This is a genomic window from Salinivibrio sharmensis, assembly GCF_001995985.1.
In the GTDB taxonomy this organism is placed as follows: Bacteria; Pseudomonadota; Gammaproteobacteria; order Enterobacterales; family Vibrionaceae; genus Salinivibrio; species Salinivibrio sharmensis.
In genome coordinates this window covers 35546-52498 of record NZ_MUFC01000017.1, presented here as the reverse complement: position 1 = coordinate 52498, position 16953 = coordinate 35546, and the positions used below count along the sequence as shown (strand labels likewise).

The window sequence follows — 16953 nt, the reverse complement described above, 5'->3', positions numbered from 1 at the left end:
GAGACAGACACAGGGGTTGTCACGGATATAGAAATAACAAAACCTCTAAAAATAGAAGGCATTTATTTGCAGGAAAAACGCCAAAGCACAACAGAAGAAAAAAGAAAACAAATAGAGAACTGTCTCATTCATTCAAATTTTTTAGAGCATGAAGAAAAACTTCTGTCAAATCATTTAAAAAATGAATGGAGAAAAAACGCCAGAAGGACTGAAATGATAAAGTGGTTAGATGGCTGTCACAGCAATCAGCTCATGTGGGCTTATGATTACATAAAAAAAAGATACGAAATAAGATACACTTGGACACCTTCAAGCAATGAAGACATGAAGTCAGTCATTGTTGCTGTCTATGACCTCATCCCTGAAAATAAAAAAAAGAAATTTTTCGAAAATTTCAGACATGCTTGGAATGTAAAGAAAAGTAAAGAAAGAAAGAAAAAAAACGTAGTCCTATTGGAAAACGCTGTGCTTCATAAAGTTGAAAAACTGGCAGAGCAAACTGAAAAAACTCCCGAAGACGTCATAAAAAAGCTCATTAACACTATGGATTGGGACGAGATTTTGGATATATTGGAGAGTGAGTAAATGATGGGGCGCTAGTTCAACGATGAGGAAGGTGTTCATAGTTCTGTGTCCCCCTCATAAGACTTCGTTGAGAAGCTACTTTGCGTTTTTTAGTTCGCCATTCCGCACCATCTCTATAGCTAGGTTATAAATAATATTACCTTTGGTTATAAAAGAGTTCTTGGTATTCCCTGAAGGAATAACGAGTCCTATACTATCGTCATAACATCGATGCGCGACTGTTTTTGAAGATTCTGGACGGAGCGTTTATAGGGTTTTCGCTGAAGGTAGCGTATAAGCATTGAACATTATTTATGGCTATCACTAGTCGTTAATAAAATGTAGATCTGCTATCTGCTTACCTCCTGCACATCAACTTGACAAGAGACAGCCGTGTCTTTGAGTACACAAAGCTGGTATCACTACCTGGCACTATGTCTTACAAGCATTACCTTAAATGTTGTGAGTATATGACTCTTCCACTGTAAATTTATCATTAAATTCAATGTCTTATTTTTGAGCGCTTTTAGTCTAAGTCAATTTTGTACAATACATGCTCGAGGGGAACGTATAGGATTAGCTTATAATGCTCTACACATGGAGGCCTAGGCGGCGAAATGAAAAAGCTTGGTGCTTGTAAAGAATCAGCAAACTATCTTTACCATCAGGAACTTGGCGGTATAGGTATTCTTGACGCGAGTTACCATAGGCAATGTTTTTCTCGACACAGCCATGAGGGTTACACCTTTGGCGTTATCGAACGAGGTACCCAAAAGTTCCTTAGAAGCGGCAGTAATAATCTTGCACCTGCTGGGAGTATCATTTTAATCAACGCGGATGATATTCATAACGGCCAAGCCAACACCGACAATGGTTGGGCCTACAAGGCACTATATCCTTTACCAGAGCACTTTGAACGGTTAAGCCATGAGCTCGTCGGAACCGACACCTATACGCCCTACTTTCCTGATGCAGTAGTGCATGATGAAGCACTGGCTAAACAGTTCCGGTACGTCTTCTCCGTCTTAGAGAGATCGGAAAACAAGTTGTTAAGAGAGTCGCTCCTCTACGCGCTACTCACTCGCTTGATGAGAAGTCATGGTAAAAGGAGAGTCGAACTCCCTGTTGAGAAAAAGGCAACTAAGAAAGTAAGCATGGTAAAGCACTTTCTAGACGACTCTCCTAGTACCAACATCTCTCTGAGTGAGCTTGCCCAAATGGCTTCCCTTAATCCTTATTATCTAGTGCGTGCGTTCAATAAGGAATTTGGTCTTCCACCACATGCATATCAACTACAAGCACGTATCCGGTATGCCGAGAAGTTGATACGACAAGGATACCAACTGGCGGACGTCTCAAACCTCTGCGGGTTTCACGACCAAAGCCATTTTACTAAGCACTTTAAACGAGCCATTGGTGTAACCCCGAGTCAATACGCAAGGCACTTTCTCAGATAGTCAAAAACGTACTATCTCTTACCACCTGGCGCTTGTAGTTTTGATCATCATAGATACAACGTGAGGACCTCAAATGAAAACGATAGGATTGCTTGGCGGGATGAGCTGGGAGTCGACTGTAAGCTACTATACAGCGATAAATCATGGCATCAAAGAACGCTTGGGTGGCTTAAACTCGGCCAAGATTTGTATGTATAGCGTTAATTTCGCTGAAATAGAGGAGCTCCAACACAAGGGGCTGTGGGATAAAACCGCTCAGATACTATCAGATGCGGCAGTATCGATTGAAGCCGGCGGTGCTGACTTTCTCCTGATATGCACCAACACCATGCATAAAGTGGCACCTCAGATTGAGTCGCACATCAGTATTCCCATTCTGCACATTGCTGATGCAACAGCTGAAACGCTCATCCTGCATGGCATCAGAAAAGTTGGTCTCCTCGGGACACGATTCACGATGGACCAAGATTTTTATAAAAAACGAATTACAGATAAGTATGGGATAAGCGTTGTCGTTCCAAGTAGCAAAGATAAAAACACGATCCACAACATTATCTACGAAGAACTGTGTCAGGGTATCATTACTGAGCAATCTCGTGATGCTTACCTGAAGGTAATTGATAAGCTGAAGCATGAAGGGGCGGAGGCTGTGATCCTAGGTTGCACGGAAATTGCTCTACTTGTTCAGCAAAAGCATACTAATGTGCCACTGTTTGATACCACAGCGATCCATGCGAACGCTGCAATACTAAGATCCCTTGGAGAGGGTTAACGACAAGAAGTTGTACCCACTAAACAGCGCAGACAAGTAGAGGTCACTCCTCGACAGTAACCTGTTATCAGACTAGACATAGTGTCTCATTGTGGACTCTTGATACAATCAGTACTTTAGATACACCCAATGGTACACCGCACCAAAGTCAAACCAGAAAAACCTAATAAATACATGATGTTATTGACCTAATTCAAGTTACGCCAGCCCACCAAATCAAAGAAAAAGACGTCTCACGACGTCTTTTTTGTTTCTGAAATATCAAAATCAACAATTTACCTGTCTCCTAACGTCTCTTGATGTCATCGACAGCTCCAATTTTTAGTAGTACGCTTAGTAGTACCGACAAAGAGTGAGCAGATTGGTACTACTATGGCAAGGACGACTAAACCACTGACCAACACTGAAATCAAATAGGCCAAGCCTAGGGAAAAAGTTTATAACCTTTCCGATGGACAAGGACTTGCATTGCGAATTAAGCCTAACGGCTCCAAGCTATGGCTATTTGATTACTACCGTCCTCACACCAAAAAACGTACCAGCCTGAGTTTCGGCGTCTACCCTACCGTATCTCTCGCAGAAGCGAGAACACAACGAGATGAAGCCCGTAAGCTACTCGCACAGAACATCGATCCAAAAGAAAACAGAGCAGAACAAGCCTCCGCTCAAGCAGCAAAGCATAGAACAACGCTTTGTCCATGTCACGAGCGGATAGTTTGGCTCAGGTGGGTCAATTTTAAATCGACGTTAGTGGGTCAGTTTTACATCGGCGCTGACATCAGTAACATTACTGCAAAAACCTCTCGCTCATAGCTACCTAATTTGCAAGATAAGAAGTCTTTTGTCGCATTCGGATTACAATATTGTTCACCTCTGAGGCCGCGTGCTGCAAGGATTTCTGCGGCCGCGTCGAGCACCCTGTCAGCTGTCACGGGACCATCAAAAAAGTAGTTGTTTTCGTGCATAGTGAACTCCTGAAAATGGATTGATGTTGGTATGCATTAAGGTGATATATATCTGAAATTGTTTTGGAATTCAGGCTAGCTACACGCAAATAAAAAAACTCTCCACTTACCAAGGTGCGTGACTTATGAGCCCTTGTTAATTTGTCTGTGTTCAAACAAATAAGGAGAAATGAACATGTCAAAAGCAAAATCAACCCCAATGACACCGACAGCAGCAGCTCGTATTCAATCAGGTCAGGCAAAAGTGAATGGCGGGAAAGTTGCTAAGGGCAGCTTTGCTGCAAGAGCGCAGGCTACTGCGGCGAGAAATGGCAAGTAAAAAGGGGAAGGGGGAGACATTTCTCTCCCCAATAAACTATGCCAAGATACAGCAATAACAAGGATATACAGAAGTTGGTGTGTCAATTGATAAAAAATAATTGGCAGTTCCAACATCGTAAAAAACACGGCTCTATTTGTTCACCAACGGGTAAGCGATTCACAGTGCCTAGTACACCAAGTGACAAAAGAGCATTCCAAAACTTTAGTAAAGATATTCAACGTTAAGTATGACTAGTAAAACGATAAATACACCTTATTACTCCGTGCAGTATCTGCTCAGAGAGTTTGCAAAAGGCTTAGGCACCAAAGCCTTAGCTGGCAAGAAAATTGATGATGCATGCAAGAGTGCAGAAATAAACCCATACCACTTGGAGTCATTGAAAAGAGAGCTCATCCATGAGCCGATCACTAAGTATGTAAACATTTACTTTGCTGATCATGTCTTAGAGCAATTTGAGCGTGTGACGGAAACCTATCTGAGTCTGATAAAAACTGTGCCTTTAGATGGTGTGAATGCTGAATTAGCTCGGCAATTTATCGACCGATTCTTTATGACGTTTGCTGTTGCTGAAATTTGCTCAGATTCTTTAGATGGTATGCGGCTAACGCCTAGAGATGTTGCTTGGAGTGATAACACCTTGATGTCCCTTGTGTTAGAGAAACTTGAGTGTTCAACGGAGTGGCAACAATTTCTTATCAACAGCTCTGAGCTTCAAAAAGAACGTTTACGAATCTGGTCTTTAGGACCTGGTTCTGAATTGCCTGAACTGACAAGCATTGCATCATTAGGAGAACAATGGCAACGAGGCAACAGCTGGGGGACATTTAAAGCACGCCTAGTTGTAGCGCGTTTATGGGACTATTTCTTTTATCGTAGCGGTTATACCGATTTAGCAATCCTTAAACATAATTCGCTTGAACAGTGCCTCGAAGCATTAGCGAAGCAACTAGTCGAACTGCTCCAAAAAGGGACATTAAAATATCAATCCACTTCTTCATTTGCGTTAGGGCTGCTGAAAATACTTCGCCTGAGAGGACCAAAAACAATGGGCAGTCAGAAGCATTGTTTAGAGTTACTGAATCAACTCAATCAGCAACAACAAAAGCTTGATACCAATAACGAGACGACTTACTACTATCACTGGATGAAAGCTCGTTACCACCTGCATTCAGGAGAATTAGCAGAGGCTATTGAAGAGTACAAGCTTGCGTTTGAATATGTCATTTACAGGCAAGGAGAAAACGCAGAGAAAATTATTGTTGAGGCTATTATAGCGGCGTGTCGTGCCCCTAAACCGGCTAAAAGCTTTATTAATCGACTCCGACGAATGGCTGTGGTGATGAAAATCGATTTCATGCCGCCAAATGTCAATAATGATGCATTTAAAGCCAAACCCCAGGATATCGACAATTGGGAGATCTCTGCTTTTAGCCAGTACTTTGACGCATTTTTTACCAAGGAATCATTCTTTCCTGGAGCTAGTTATCCAGAGGACACACACGACAAAAGTGGTGTTTGGATGGTAGATGAAACGAGTCATGAGTTAGACATTAAAAAGCCGAATAAGGCGCTATCAGTCGGGATGGCTGGTGGACTTATCAAGAAAATACCTCAACTCGTCTACTTTGCCATGCAGGATGATATGGAAGCGATTTCTGCGCTGGTTGATGCAGGAGCAGATGTCAACAAGCTTTCTTCAAGTAATGAGTCTGCGATCTTGATGGCTATCCAAGCAATGCAGGTCAACCTTACTCCATTAAATTCGATGAGTGATGAGGCGTTCAACCTATTGAGCCAAAAACCTCATCGGAAAAGTGTTCTAGATACACTAACGGACAAAAGAAAGCTCTCTCCGCTTGGATGTGCCGTACAGACAGGACGGCTCGATATTGTAAAGAGAGTACTTGAGATGGGTGCTACGGTAGATAGAAGGCACGACATTATTGGTGAGACACCGCTTTATACCGTAATAGGGCTTATTGCACACCATACGAGACCTCAAACTAATGCTGTTCACTGGGATTCGATGAAATACTCGGAAATGAATCTGAAATCTGTCCGAGCTCATTCTGCTGGGTTGTTTCCGCACGATCTTCAACACTTAAAACGGGTAATGTCTGAGCAGGATCGTGATCCCTTGTTCCGTCATGTGCATGAGGCAATGAAAGAACATGAAAGGAGAAACATTGCAAAGTACTCAACGGCTGAAGGTTTTAGGGATATTGCGAAGCTTTTAATTGAACATGGTGCCGATCCTAATGCGAAACACGACACAGCTATGCTTGGCTACACACCTTTAATGCTGGCGATCGAATTAGATGAAGCTGAGCTCGTGGAGGTGATGTTGGATTCAAAGTATCACCAAGTTAATTGGGGTGATACATGTGTTGATTCTCGTACACGCCAGCGGATTGACCTTGAGCGGCTGATAATAAATTGGCGTTCAAAGAGGCGTTGTTGATCAAATCATTCACCTAACGTACTGATCCCTATGGGATTACTCCCATCAGTCAACTCGGTAACTAACAGGCATACCAAGTCTTATGACTTTGTTTATCGCTTTCACGTTGGCCAATGCTTCGCCAACTTGTGCATCGTAGTTACGTAGAGTCAGCTCAGGGCTGATTAACGTTTTGTATCGAGACATGCCTGTTTCTGACAGAGAGCGTTGGTGATAACCTTCTTCTCGTTTCCAGTTTGCCAAGTTACCCGATTTCAAGGCGCTGACGGCTGCATTGCGAGGATGATCATTCTCCCAATAACCCGCATTGCTGCGCGGTGGAATGGTCGGTTTGATGCCTTTTCTCCTGAGCACTTGATGACACGCCTTAGTATCATAAGCGCCGTCAGCACTGACTTGGGCGATTTTTCGGCGTAACGGGTTGAGCAGCGTCGGCAAGGCTTCATTGTCACCAACAGACGCTAAGCTAACGACGGCAGAAATCACTTCATGTGTACTGTCGTCAATCGCGAGATGCAGCTTGCGCCAAACACGGCGTTTTTCCTTGCCATGCTTGCGCATTTTCCACTCTCCCTCGCCGAACACTTTTAAACCGGTGGCATCAATGACGACGTGAGCAACGGGTCCACGACTGGGTAATCGGTAATTAACTTCAACCGTCCTCGCCCGTTTACTGATACAACTGTATGACGGCGATTTTAGCGGTACGTCCATCAAACCAAATATCGAGTCGAGAAAGCCTTGCAGGGCGCGAACAGGGAGCTTGAAAATGCCTTTAACCATCAGTGCTGTTTCAATGGCACCATCGGTAAACGTAAAGCCTCTGCCTCGTTTGCCATGATGCTCTTTGCAGTGCCAAGTCTGGATAGCGGCGTCATCAACCCAAAAGGTAATCGAACCACGGTTAATCAATGCTTGATTGTATTGCTTCCAATTGCTGATTTTGTACTTGGCTTTGCTCATCATCTGTGACCTGTTTGAGGCGTTGATGATCTGATCGCGGCTCGGATGATAAGTTCAATGATTTAGGAAACAACGCCTAGCTGTGATACAAACTGGGAACGGGCACGTCGTTACTCTCCAGCAGATATATCATGATTTAAACGCATAGAGTTAATGCTAAAGTTTCATTTAGTTCATAGGTGAGTCAGCGCTAGACTGAGAGCAATTCCTTATTAGTATCGTCTAGGAGACTGATATGTTTAATGCGCTCGTTCTCAAGCAAGAAAACAAGCAAACCGTGCCATCTATCGAGCAAATTGATGAGTCGCAGCTACCTGATGGCGATGTGCTCGTTGCCGTCGATTACTCATCACTGAACTATAAAGATGGCTTGGCTATCACAGGCCAAGGGAAAATTATTCGCGAGTTTCCCATGGTGCCAGGTATTGATCTTGTCGGTCAGGTGCTCCGTTCTGACGACAGCCGCTACCAAGAAGGCGACCATGTTGTTCTGACAGGATGGGGGGTCGGTGAGACCCACTGGGGCGGAATGGCTCAAAAAGCGCGTTTAAAAGCCGATTGGCTTGTCCCCCTGCCCAATGCACTGACACCTAAGCAAGCCATGATGGTAGGTACCGCAGGCTTAACCGCCATGCTCTGTGTTCGAGCCTTACTGGATGCCAATATAAAACCAGAAGATGGACCGATATTGGTTACAGGAGCCAGCGGTGGTGTGGGATCGATCGCTATCACATTACTAGCTCAACTTGGCTACCAAGTCGGAGCAGTAACAGGCCGAGCTAACGAGAACCAAGCGTTTCTTAAAGCATTAGGCGCCTCTGAGATTATTGAACGCAGCGCGATGGAAACACCGGCAAAACCATTAGAAAAACAAGGCTGGGCAGGCGCTATTGATACCGTAGGTAGCAAAGTGTTGGCTAAAACACTCAGCCAAGTGCAATATGGCGGCACCGTGGCTGCCTGTGGCTTAGCCGGTGGGTTTGACCTTCCTACTAGTGTTATGCCATTTATTCTTCGTAATGTGCGCCTACAAGGCATTGACTCCGTCAGCTGCCCTCGAGAAAAACGCATCGCCGCATGGGAGGCATTGGCAAATCACTTGCCTGAGAGTTACTTTGAGCAAGCGTGCCATGAAATTAGCTTAAGTGAAACGCCTGAATTTGCGCAAAAAATTATCAAAGGGCAAATCTCTGGCCGTACGGTGATAAAGCTTTAGTTGATTGCGTACTCGCAAGTAGGGCCCGTTAGGGCCTTATTTGGTCTAACTGTATGTCTTCGACTCGCTTTGCTATTAACTTACCACATTCCTCTTCCACCACACGTCGCAGCCACTCATGTTCAGGTGAATATTCACAGCGTGGATGCCAAATCATCGAGTAGTCAAAGGGGGTAAAATGAAAAGGGAGCGACTTTACCACCAGTTGATGACGCTCCGCGACGAGATAAGCCAGATCAGCTGGCACGGTAATAATTAACGGCATCGTGTCGATAATCGCGAGTGCTGCTTCTAAATGGTATGCTCGGAGCACCATTCTTCGTTTCGGTTTATCAGCTAGCGCGCTTTCAATCAGTGCTTTCACCCCATCACTGATGGCAATCATCGCATGGGGGAATCGCAAGTAGTCATCCAGCGTCATGGACGTTCCTGCCAGTGGATGCTGGTGTGAGACCAAGCATTGCACCCCAACCCGCCCAAGTGTCTGATGATGTAAGGTATCAATCGGATTGCTCGGCCGACAAATGGCTAAATCCGCGCGACCATATGTCAGTTGCTCTTTAAGCTGTTCATTTTGTAACGGTTGGAAATCAAATGCCACTTGAGGCGCTTCCTGATAGATACGCGGCAGTGCAAATGGCAAGATTGTTTGCATCGCATAGTCAGTTGTCGCGATGGTAAAGGTATGATCACACGTGCCGGGGTTAAAATCACTCGGTGCTAACATTTGCTGTAACGATGCGAGCGGTTCATCCAGAGCACGATTGACTGACAACGCTTTTTCTGTCGGGATAAGCGACTGCCCCTGACGACTAAACAATGGGTCAGCTAACAAATCACGCAACCGTCCTAACACGCGACTCATTGCCGATTGGCTTAGGTTCAGGCGCATCGCTGCCCGACTGACGCTGCGCTCCTCGACTAAAATGCGCAGTGCAACCAGCAGGTTTAAGTCTCGCCGATAGATCTCTTCTACTTCCATAGCCACACTTAGATGACAATCCAATATGAATAGTCTCTCCAATACACCACAAAACACGCCCTCTTGGTATGCGTTGGGTTAACAAACGCTCGGAGAGTAGACAAAATTACCATTGGTGCTCTGCAGCCTGTTTCCACTATGGTCTGATTAAGCCTTGGATAATTATGCTTTCCATTTTTATATAACCGCTGACCATAAAGAATAAAACCTACCCTCCTTACCGCTATAAATGAATATAAATTCACAAACAATGCTTATCACTGCTAAAAAGACCAGTTATCGAGTAATCGATTACTAAAATTTTATTCAAGTAGGGGTTAGTACTTTTTTTCACTCATTTAATGGTCATTTATTCGAGCTGAACAGAAACTGAATGGTGATTAGTGCGATTTACAACAGAAAAAATAGAGCAAAAGTACTAACTGATAATTAACTCATCCTTAACACCATTGTCATGTTACTGACGCATTGCTAGCATGAGTCCACGTTCACTCGACACAAGTGAATGAATCTACATCGCTAATACATAAGCGAACGTCAAGGAATAGACTGTCGCTAAGTGTTTTTTATCGGATAAAAAGCCGATACGTGTATCGTTGCGTTCAATGACGTAATACATACACGAGGAATAATTAAAACGCGACAGTACTCAGATGTTTTATTAAAGAAGGGATACTTTAAAGTGAGTAATACTATCCAAAAAACAGCGATTGCCGCTGCAATCACGCTTGCCAGCACCACCAGTTTTGCCGGAGAGCTTGGTTCACTGACCAGTGAAGTCAAAATCAATGATTATGAAAATGGCCTCACTAAAACCGAAGCCACCATCGGTAAAGGATCTTATAAACTCAGCGACGATTACAGCTTTCTTTTTGATGTGGACAAAGACTTCATTAAAAATGAGGGTGAAGCAAGAAAAGAAGGTTGGGATACCCAGTTTGGCTTAGCACAAGGTGCAGGTAGCATCGGGGATTTTGATGCAACCATGTATTATTTATTCCGCTATGATGCCTCGTGGAAAGCCAGTGATGAGTCCGACTCTTCAGATACTAAACAATATATTATTGCGCCTTATTTCAGTAAAGATGTTACCCTAGGTGGAAACGATTTTTCATTCGGCATCGAATTGTGGGCACAGCTCGGCAATGATAATGATGAGAGTTTGAAGAATAAAAGTGGCGTCGAAACCAACTTTTACCTATCCGGCGATCTGTCTGAACACTGGAACCTTTCCCTTGCATGGTATAACTTCGATTACTACGACACAGACGAGGAAGAATACGATTATCAAATTGGTACTGAAAACTACCTAACTTACTCGCTACCACTGCCTGCTGGCTTCATGTTTAATATCGAGAACTATGTTGAAGCCCGCCATACACCAGATTCAGATACGACATTGGCTTGGGCACATATTCAACCTGAATTAGAATTTAAAAAAGAAGTTAATGAACACTTCTCTTGGCATGCAGGTGTTTCCTATGAAGCATTTAACTGGGAATTCAAAGATGCCAAAGGAAATAAAAATGATAAAGATATCTTCGATAATAACGAGTTCCAAGCTTATTTAGGCTTCACCATCAAGTAAACGCTATACACTGCAGGCAAATTCACTGCCTTTTGCCTGCAGTGCTTATTCCCTTCAATAGCACCGCATTTGATAAGTCAATCAAACTATCGTTTTTCTCCCCTACCGAGTGTGACTTTTCTTCTAGACTCAGCTTTTCTCTCGCGCCTAAAAACAAAATAGTTAATTCATTATAAGCACGTCCTATAACTCGGGTGCTCAGAATGAAAAAGACGCTCTATGCATTAATCTATGTCGCTGCCGTCTTGCTATGCCAAGCGGCGGATTGACAGTCAGTGAAATCCGCCGCACTCTATCTTAAAAAGTGGACAAGCTGGGTGTCATGATGACTGTGAACTTTGAGCAAAAAATCCGTCCAGATCGGCCTTTTAGAACGCAAACGAACGGCGATTTGATGAAGCAGTTTGAAAGCGATCGTGGACGGATCATTAACTCTGCCGCCGTGCGCCGTTTGCAACAAAAAACCCAAGTTTTTCCACTTGAACGCAATGCCGCGGTGCGCAGCCGTCTCACCCACTCTTTAGAGGTCCAGCAAGTCGGGCGCTATATCAGTCAACTGATTGCCGACAAACTGTCTGCCTCGCAACTCGCTCCCCCGCTCGACCGCTGCTTGGAAACCTTGGTTGAGATGGCTTGCCTCATGCACGACATTGGTAATCCACCGTTCGGACACTTTGGCGAGCAAGCGCTCAGTGATTGGCTCAGTGAGCATGTCCCATATATCTACCGCCAACATTTTAATGAAGAACTGCCTGAGGCGGTACAGCGCGATCTCTGTCATTTTGAAGGCAACGCACAAGGCATACGGCTGATCCATTCCTTACAACAGCTGAACCTCACCTATTCGCAAGTCTCCGGCATTCTTAAATACACTCGGTGTGGTAGCGAGCCGAAACCTGCAGATGACGACGCCCGCGCTTACCTAAAAAAGAAAGTCGGCTATTTTCTCAGTGAACACGCGTACATTGGCGATTTACAAGAAACGCTCGCCATCTCGCCCGGCTGTCGTGCCCCAGTCAGTTACATCATGGAAGCGGCCGATGATATTTCTTATGGCATTGCCGATTTAGAAGACGCCGTTGAAAAAGGCGTACTGACTCTCGCGGATCTGAAAGCGGCCCTAAAGGCAACCTTTGTACAGCTTACCCAGGCCAGTGAAGGGCATGACGCCAACACCATGGCGACTATGTTAGAGAATGCGGAAAAGCGCAGCCACGGCAGTGATAGTCAGTTTTTTGTCTTCTTGCGTGTGGAGGTCAATAAACGCTTGCCTCGCCATGCCGCCCAACGCTTTGTCGACCATTTACCCGCCGTCATTGATGGCACCTTTAATCACGCATTAATTGAAGATAACAGCGTCAATCATTTAATTGTACACACCTTTAAAAACGTCGCCAAAGCGCATGCCTTTTGTCACCCTGAAGTGGAACGCCGCGAGCTACAAGGCTATCGCGTCATCCATGGTTTGATGAGCATCTATCGTCCACTCCTCACCTTGCCCAGTGAGGTGTTTACAGCCTTAGTCAATGGCGAGCCGGTCAAGCCACAAGCGTCGATATACACCCAGCGGCTATTTAAAAAACTGCCTGAAAAACATAAAAAAGCCTATCGTGACGCGGTGCAAAGACAGGCACTGGCGGAGCAGATCCCTTCTGCCACTGCGCGTGAATTCTATTTTCGTACTCGCCTGCTGATTGACTATATCAGCGGTATGACCGACCAATACGCATTCGACGAATACCGCGCCTTTCATGTGATTGAAGAGGGATAAAAAAACCGCTCCGTGGTTGGGAGCGGTTTTTTGCGATGAGGCCATTAGTCAAAGCGTTTTTGCCACTTATCTATTACCGTGGCACCAATCAAATCGCCTTGCACATTGACTGCGGTACGGAAGGTGTCGAGTGGGCGCTCAATGATCAGCAAAATGGCAATGGCTTCCAGTGGAATACCCGCTGCCAGCAACACCAACTGCATACCCGACATCGAGCCCGACGGCATGCCCGGGGCGCCCACCGACGAGACCATCGCCATAATGAAGATCATCACAATGCCGGTCGTCGACAGATCAATCCCGAACAATTGTGCGAGGAACACCGCGGCAATACCTTCAAATAACGCGGTGCCATCCATGTTCATCACCGCGCCCAACGGCAAGACCATGCTCGCGGTCGACGGAGTGACCTTAAGCTCTTCTTTGGCTGCCTGCATCGAAACGGGCAGTGTCGCGGCACTGGATGAGGTGGCAAAAGCCATCGCCAGTGGCGCGGAAATCGAACGAAATAGGCTCACAAAGCCAACACCACCGGCAACGCGCGCAATGAGAGGTAACACAATCAGTGCATGAACCATCGTCAGTCCAAACACTAAGGCTGCAAAACTGAATAACTGGCCAAATAGATCGTTATCCCCTTGATGGGAGAACTGGAAAACAATCGCAAACACCGCAAACGGCGCCAGCTTGATAATCCCTGCCACCATGGTGTTAATGCCTTTATTCAACCCGCGAATGGTTTCGAATAGTGGATGTGACTCTGGCAGTGCGACAATCAGCGAAATACCAAACAAAATGGTGAACACCACGATCGCCAGCAAGTTCCCCTGAGTGATCGCTGCGAACGGATTCACCAACGCCATAGTAATAAGTTTGGTCGCAATCGCTCCGGCTCCCGCAGCCTCTTGATTGATAAAGTTAATGCTCTCATCCACGGGCGGTGCATTGGTGAGTGGTTGCCATTCGGGCATCATCAGCGCTGCGCCAAGACCAAGGGTGATCGCAATGGTGGTAGTAAAACCGTAAAACAAAAGTGTTGCACCACCTAGGCGCTTGAGGCGAACCACATTACCAATGTTGCTGATCCCTTCCAGTAGCGAGAGCAACACCATCACGCCGACCACGGCTTTTAGTAAACCGATATAACTGACCTTGGCGAGCATAAGCAATGGATACCAAGTCGTCTGCTCTGCGTTCTCAATTGGGCCGAACGCTGTGCCCAGAAGCCAAGCCAGTGCAGCCGCTACCGCAATTTGCAATGGCAAAGAGTGTCTAAGGGTTTTCCACATTATCTATTCCCTACTCGCAGCGTTATTACTGCATAATGATGATTTGTCTATTTTTTTGGCGCCAAGAAGCGATAAAGCATACCAAGCTGTTAGACGGGACTCATGTAAAAGTTATGAACAATCTGGAATAACTAGTAACAAAATAGTTGGTGGGTAAATTGTGCCGCACTTTTCTCTATAAAAATGAGGAAAGGCAATGTTAAAAAAGCCCACCTAAACAGGCGGGCTCTTGTTAATCAGCGCTCATTTTTGCTTATTGTGGACGCTGATTTTGTAGATTTAGCTCAAGATTGACAGGCGTATCCAACTCTTGATTTAACGCCTTTTCTAGCTCCGCTACATTGGTACCGGGCGTCGCTTCCAGCAACGCCACGCCATCGAGATAGCTGACTAGGTCAAGGCCATATTTCTGTGCTAGCTGGTTGGCGTTCGCCTCACTGGCTTTGACCAAAATCGAGCCTGTGACCGTTAATGGCTCGCTTTGTGCCGAGACGGCGACTTTATCGCCGACCATCACGCCCATTTTTTCGCCACTTATCGCTCGCGCATTGCTGTCGGTTTCGACGACCACATAGTCTTTACCGTTTAGCTGTACCGTGCCTGCGCTTGCACCAAGGCTGATACCCATGACTGCCAGGGCTATCATTAATTTTTTCATACTTCGTCTCCTATTAACCGCGGTGACCAATGACACGCAGTGACCATTGCGTCAATTTACCATCAACGCTGTTATTCGCCATCGATTTCAACTCACCCCCGAGGCTGTATTGACGCGTCTTGCCGTCTGTATCTGTGACGTAGAGTGTCCATTGACCTTGCGATGCTTCACCATTGAACTTATGGCTGAGCATCAAGTGGTCAGTAAAGCCTTCTGGGTAGGTGCTATCTAGGGTATTCGATAACATGCTATTGCGCGGCGACATTAGCACGCTGCGGGTACCAGAAGGGGACTCGAGTTCAATCAGCAAATCCGACATACGGCTATGCTCAATTGAGGTACGAACTTGTACAGCCTCAATAGTCAGATCATCCACGACTTGCACACTATCAGCCGTTGATACGGCTCCCGCATCCGCAATCGTTAACCCAGTCTCACCCTCTTGGTTGTGATAAGACCACGTCCAATCCGTGAATACTTGTGCAGGCAATGGCTGATATGTCTTCGCCGCGTCGAGTGCCGCATTAACATCAATCAAACCAAAGCCGTAGGTTGGGCTATACCAGCGCCCTGCTGCATTTTGCTTCCAGCCTTCTAGGCCGGTCACCGTGCGCTCACCACCCAGTGCCGTTTGATAGGTTAAAAGCACATCTGCATCGTCTGCATCCACGCGTGTCGCGGTCGTCGCTAATAGGTGACGAATATCGCGCTGTGACAGATTTGGATAGGCTGACATCATCAACGCAAATGCCCCTGAGGTGTTTGGCGCGGCCGAAGACGTACCATTCATGACACTGTTAAAGTCACAGGTGTTGTCTATCTCTGTTCCACCATGTAAGTCATGTGAATCATAAGGAATACGATCGTCGCGATTGTAGCCCATGGTACAGCCAGTCAAATCCGTGGTGATATGCGCCGGTTTATTGGTGCCATACTCGCCACCTGGCGCGGTTAAGAAGACGCTGCTACCTACGGAGGAGTAGGATGAACGCTCACCATCCGCATTCAACGCACTCACCGTCACGTTCCAGTAATTCGCATTACTCGACGATTGGTTGCTATTTTGCCACGGTAAACCATGGTTATCGTCCGCTGGACGGAAACGCTCACGATTAAACGAGGTACGCTTATAGCCATTACCCGCTGATTTGATGAAAACTGCGCCAAGTCCGCCAAAGGCTTCCGTGCTCATTTTTTTGTACTGGGCGTTTTGACGACCATCATAGCTCATCGGATCATCACTGTAAGGATAACTACGGATACCAGAGCCGCCATAGCTTTGGTTAAACACGCGTACATCATCCGAGTAGCCTTCGCGGCCATGGCTGATTTCCCACGCATTCTGGCTTTGATATTCGAGATAGTTATAGCCTTGCAGGTTGGCAAGCGGTGCTACCCCCATCCCACCAATACCATTATTACGAACCGCCGCGATAATCCCCGCGACCGACGTACCATGAGCAGTATTGCGACTGCTCCACCCCTCTGGTGTAGGATCATCATCACGCTCTACAAAGTCATAAGATTTTCCAGCACGGACGTTAGCGGCCAGATCGGGATGGGCAATTTCTAACCCATCATCGACGACGGCGACGTTAACGTTTTGTCCAAGCACATCTTGGCGATGGGCTAACCATACGTTGAGGTCATTGCCCGGTTTGCCTCCTTCACGAGCAAAGGCATTTTGACCACGGTTAAGCAAATGCCACTGTTCGGCCGTAAAGGGATCGTCACCGGGCAAGCAACGCTCTTCACTGGTGCGGCTGCCATCGATATTATTATTGCCAACCAGTGAGACACACGCTTGTGGGTCTGGATCGGTGGGAGGATCGACAGGATCTGGCACTTGGGCCATCGCCCATACCCCGGAGGTATGGAATAGTGCGCCGATGATCAGCGCAAGAGAGCTGTGTTTGTGCATTTATCATTCCTTTTTACACTAACT

At 46.0% G+C, this 16953-nt stretch carries 15 protein-coding genes; 9 read left to right on the top strand and 6 right to left on the bottom strand.

Annotated features, from left to right (window positions below; translation table 11 throughout):
* The 4 genes from BZG74_RS15630 to BZG74_RS15975 form a co-directional block, all read left to right on the top strand.
* The coding region (locus BZG74_RS15630; RefSeq protein ID WP_158020660.1) for a hypothetical protein at nt 1–585 on the top strand (585 nt) is incomplete at its 5' end.
* A 596-nt stretch (nt 586–1181) separates the two neighbouring features.
* Entirely contained in the window at nt 1182–2021 is an 840-nt protein-coding gene (locus BZG74_RS13285) for an AraC family transcriptional regulator (RefSeq protein ID WP_077773039.1), read from the top strand.
* A 73-nt stretch (nt 2022–2094) separates the two neighbouring features.
* The gene (locus BZG74_RS13280) at nt 2095–2793 is read left to right on the top strand and encodes an aspartate/glutamate racemase family protein (RefSeq protein WP_077773038.1); all 699 of its coding nucleotides are present in this window, start codon (nt 2095–2097) and stop codon (nt 2791–2793) included.
* Between the two features lie 468 nt (nt 2794–3261).
* Nucleotides 3262–3606: an integrase arm-type DNA-binding domain-containing protein gene (locus BZG74_RS15975; RefSeq protein WP_392397596.1), complete on the top strand. Its 345-nt coding sequence runs from the start codon at nt 3262–3264 to the stop codon at nt 3604–3606.
* On the opposite strand, the gene BZG74_RS13270 is transcribed toward BZG74_RS15975, so the two are convergent.
* Nucleotides 3555–3758, bottom strand: coding sequence for a hypothetical protein (locus BZG74_RS13270; protein WP_449329008.1), 204 nt, complete (start codon nt 3756–3758; stop codon nt 3555–3557). The two genes, BZG74_RS15975 and BZG74_RS13270, sit on opposite strands and share 52 nt — an antisense overlap.
* Before the next feature lie 175 nt (nt 3759–3933).
* Here BZG74_RS13270 and BZG74_RS15560 point away from each other — a divergent pair, with 175 nt between their 5' ends.
* A complete protein-coding gene (locus BZG74_RS15560; RefSeq protein ID WP_108744076.1) occupies nt 3934–4077 on the top strand; it encodes a hypothetical protein in 144 nt (47 codons plus the stop codon).
* 229 nt (nt 4078–4306) lie between these two features.
* On the top strand, nt 4307–6541 hold the full coding sequence (locus BZG74_RS13260) for an ankyrin repeat domain-containing protein (RefSeq protein ID WP_077773036.1): 2235 nt from the start codon (nt 4307–4309) through the stop codon (nt 6539–6541).
* Between the two features lie 45 nt (nt 6542–6586).
* Here the strand turns inward: BZG74_RS13260 and BZG74_RS13255 are convergent, their stop codons facing one another.
* Nucleotides 6587–7504, bottom strand: coding sequence for an IS5 family transposase (locus tag BZG74_RS13255; protein WP_077773035.1), 918 nt, complete (start codon nt 7502–7504; stop codon nt 6587–6589).
* 235 nt (nt 7505–7739) lie between these two features.
* Here BZG74_RS13255 and acuI point away from each other — a divergent pair, with 235 nt between their 5' ends.
* Complete coding sequence (gene acuI / locus BZG74_RS13250; protein ID WP_077773034.1) at nt 7740–8720, top strand: acrylyl-CoA reductase (NADPH); 981 nt, start codon at nt 7740–7742, stop codon at nt 8718–8720.
* Nucleotides 8721–8748: 28 nt separating this feature from the next.
* On the opposite strand, the gene BZG74_RS13245 is transcribed toward acuI, so the two are convergent.
* Nucleotides 8749–9702 (bottom strand): LysR family transcriptional regulator, encoded by a 954-nt coding sequence (locus BZG74_RS13245; RefSeq protein WP_077773033.1) that lies wholly within the window; start codon nt 9700–9702, stop codon nt 8749–8751.
* A gap of 682 nt (nt 9703–10384) precedes the next feature.
* Here BZG74_RS13245 and BZG74_RS13240 point away from each other — a divergent pair.
* Nucleotides 10385–11290: a hypothetical protein gene (locus BZG74_RS13240; RefSeq protein ID WP_077773032.1), complete on the top strand. Its 906-nt coding sequence runs from the start codon at nt 10385–10387 to the stop codon at nt 11288–11290.
* Nucleotides 11291–11612: 322 nt separating this feature from the next.
* Nucleotides 11613–13061: a dGTPase gene (dgt, locus tag BZG74_RS13235; RefSeq protein WP_201247388.1), complete on the top strand. Its 1449-nt coding sequence runs from the start codon at nt 11613–11615 to the stop codon at nt 13059–13061.
* Nucleotides 13062–13105: 44 nt separating this feature from the next.
* Here the strand turns inward: dgt and BZG74_RS13230 are convergent, their stop codons facing one another.
* The 3 genes from BZG74_RS13230 to BZG74_RS13220 all read right to left on the bottom strand — a co-directional run bounded on the left by BZG74_RS13230 (nt 13106) and on the right by BZG74_RS13220 (nt 16929).
* A complete protein-coding gene (locus tag BZG74_RS13230; RefSeq protein ID WP_077773030.1) occupies nt 13106–14350 on the bottom strand; it encodes a dicarboxylate/amino acid:cation symporter in 1245 nt (414 codons plus the stop codon).
* A gap of 253 nt (nt 14351–14603) precedes the next feature.
* Nucleotides 14604–15008, bottom strand: coding sequence for a hypothetical protein (locus BZG74_RS13225; RefSeq protein ID WP_077773029.1), 405 nt, complete (start codon nt 15006–15008; stop codon nt 14604–14606).
* A 13-nt stretch (nt 15009–15021) separates the two neighbouring features.
* Nucleotides 15022–16929, bottom strand: coding sequence for a S8 family serine peptidase (locus BZG74_RS13220; protein WP_201247387.1), 1908 nt, complete (start codon nt 16927–16929; stop codon nt 15022–15024).
* Nucleotides 16930–16953: the final 24 nt, after the last annotated feature.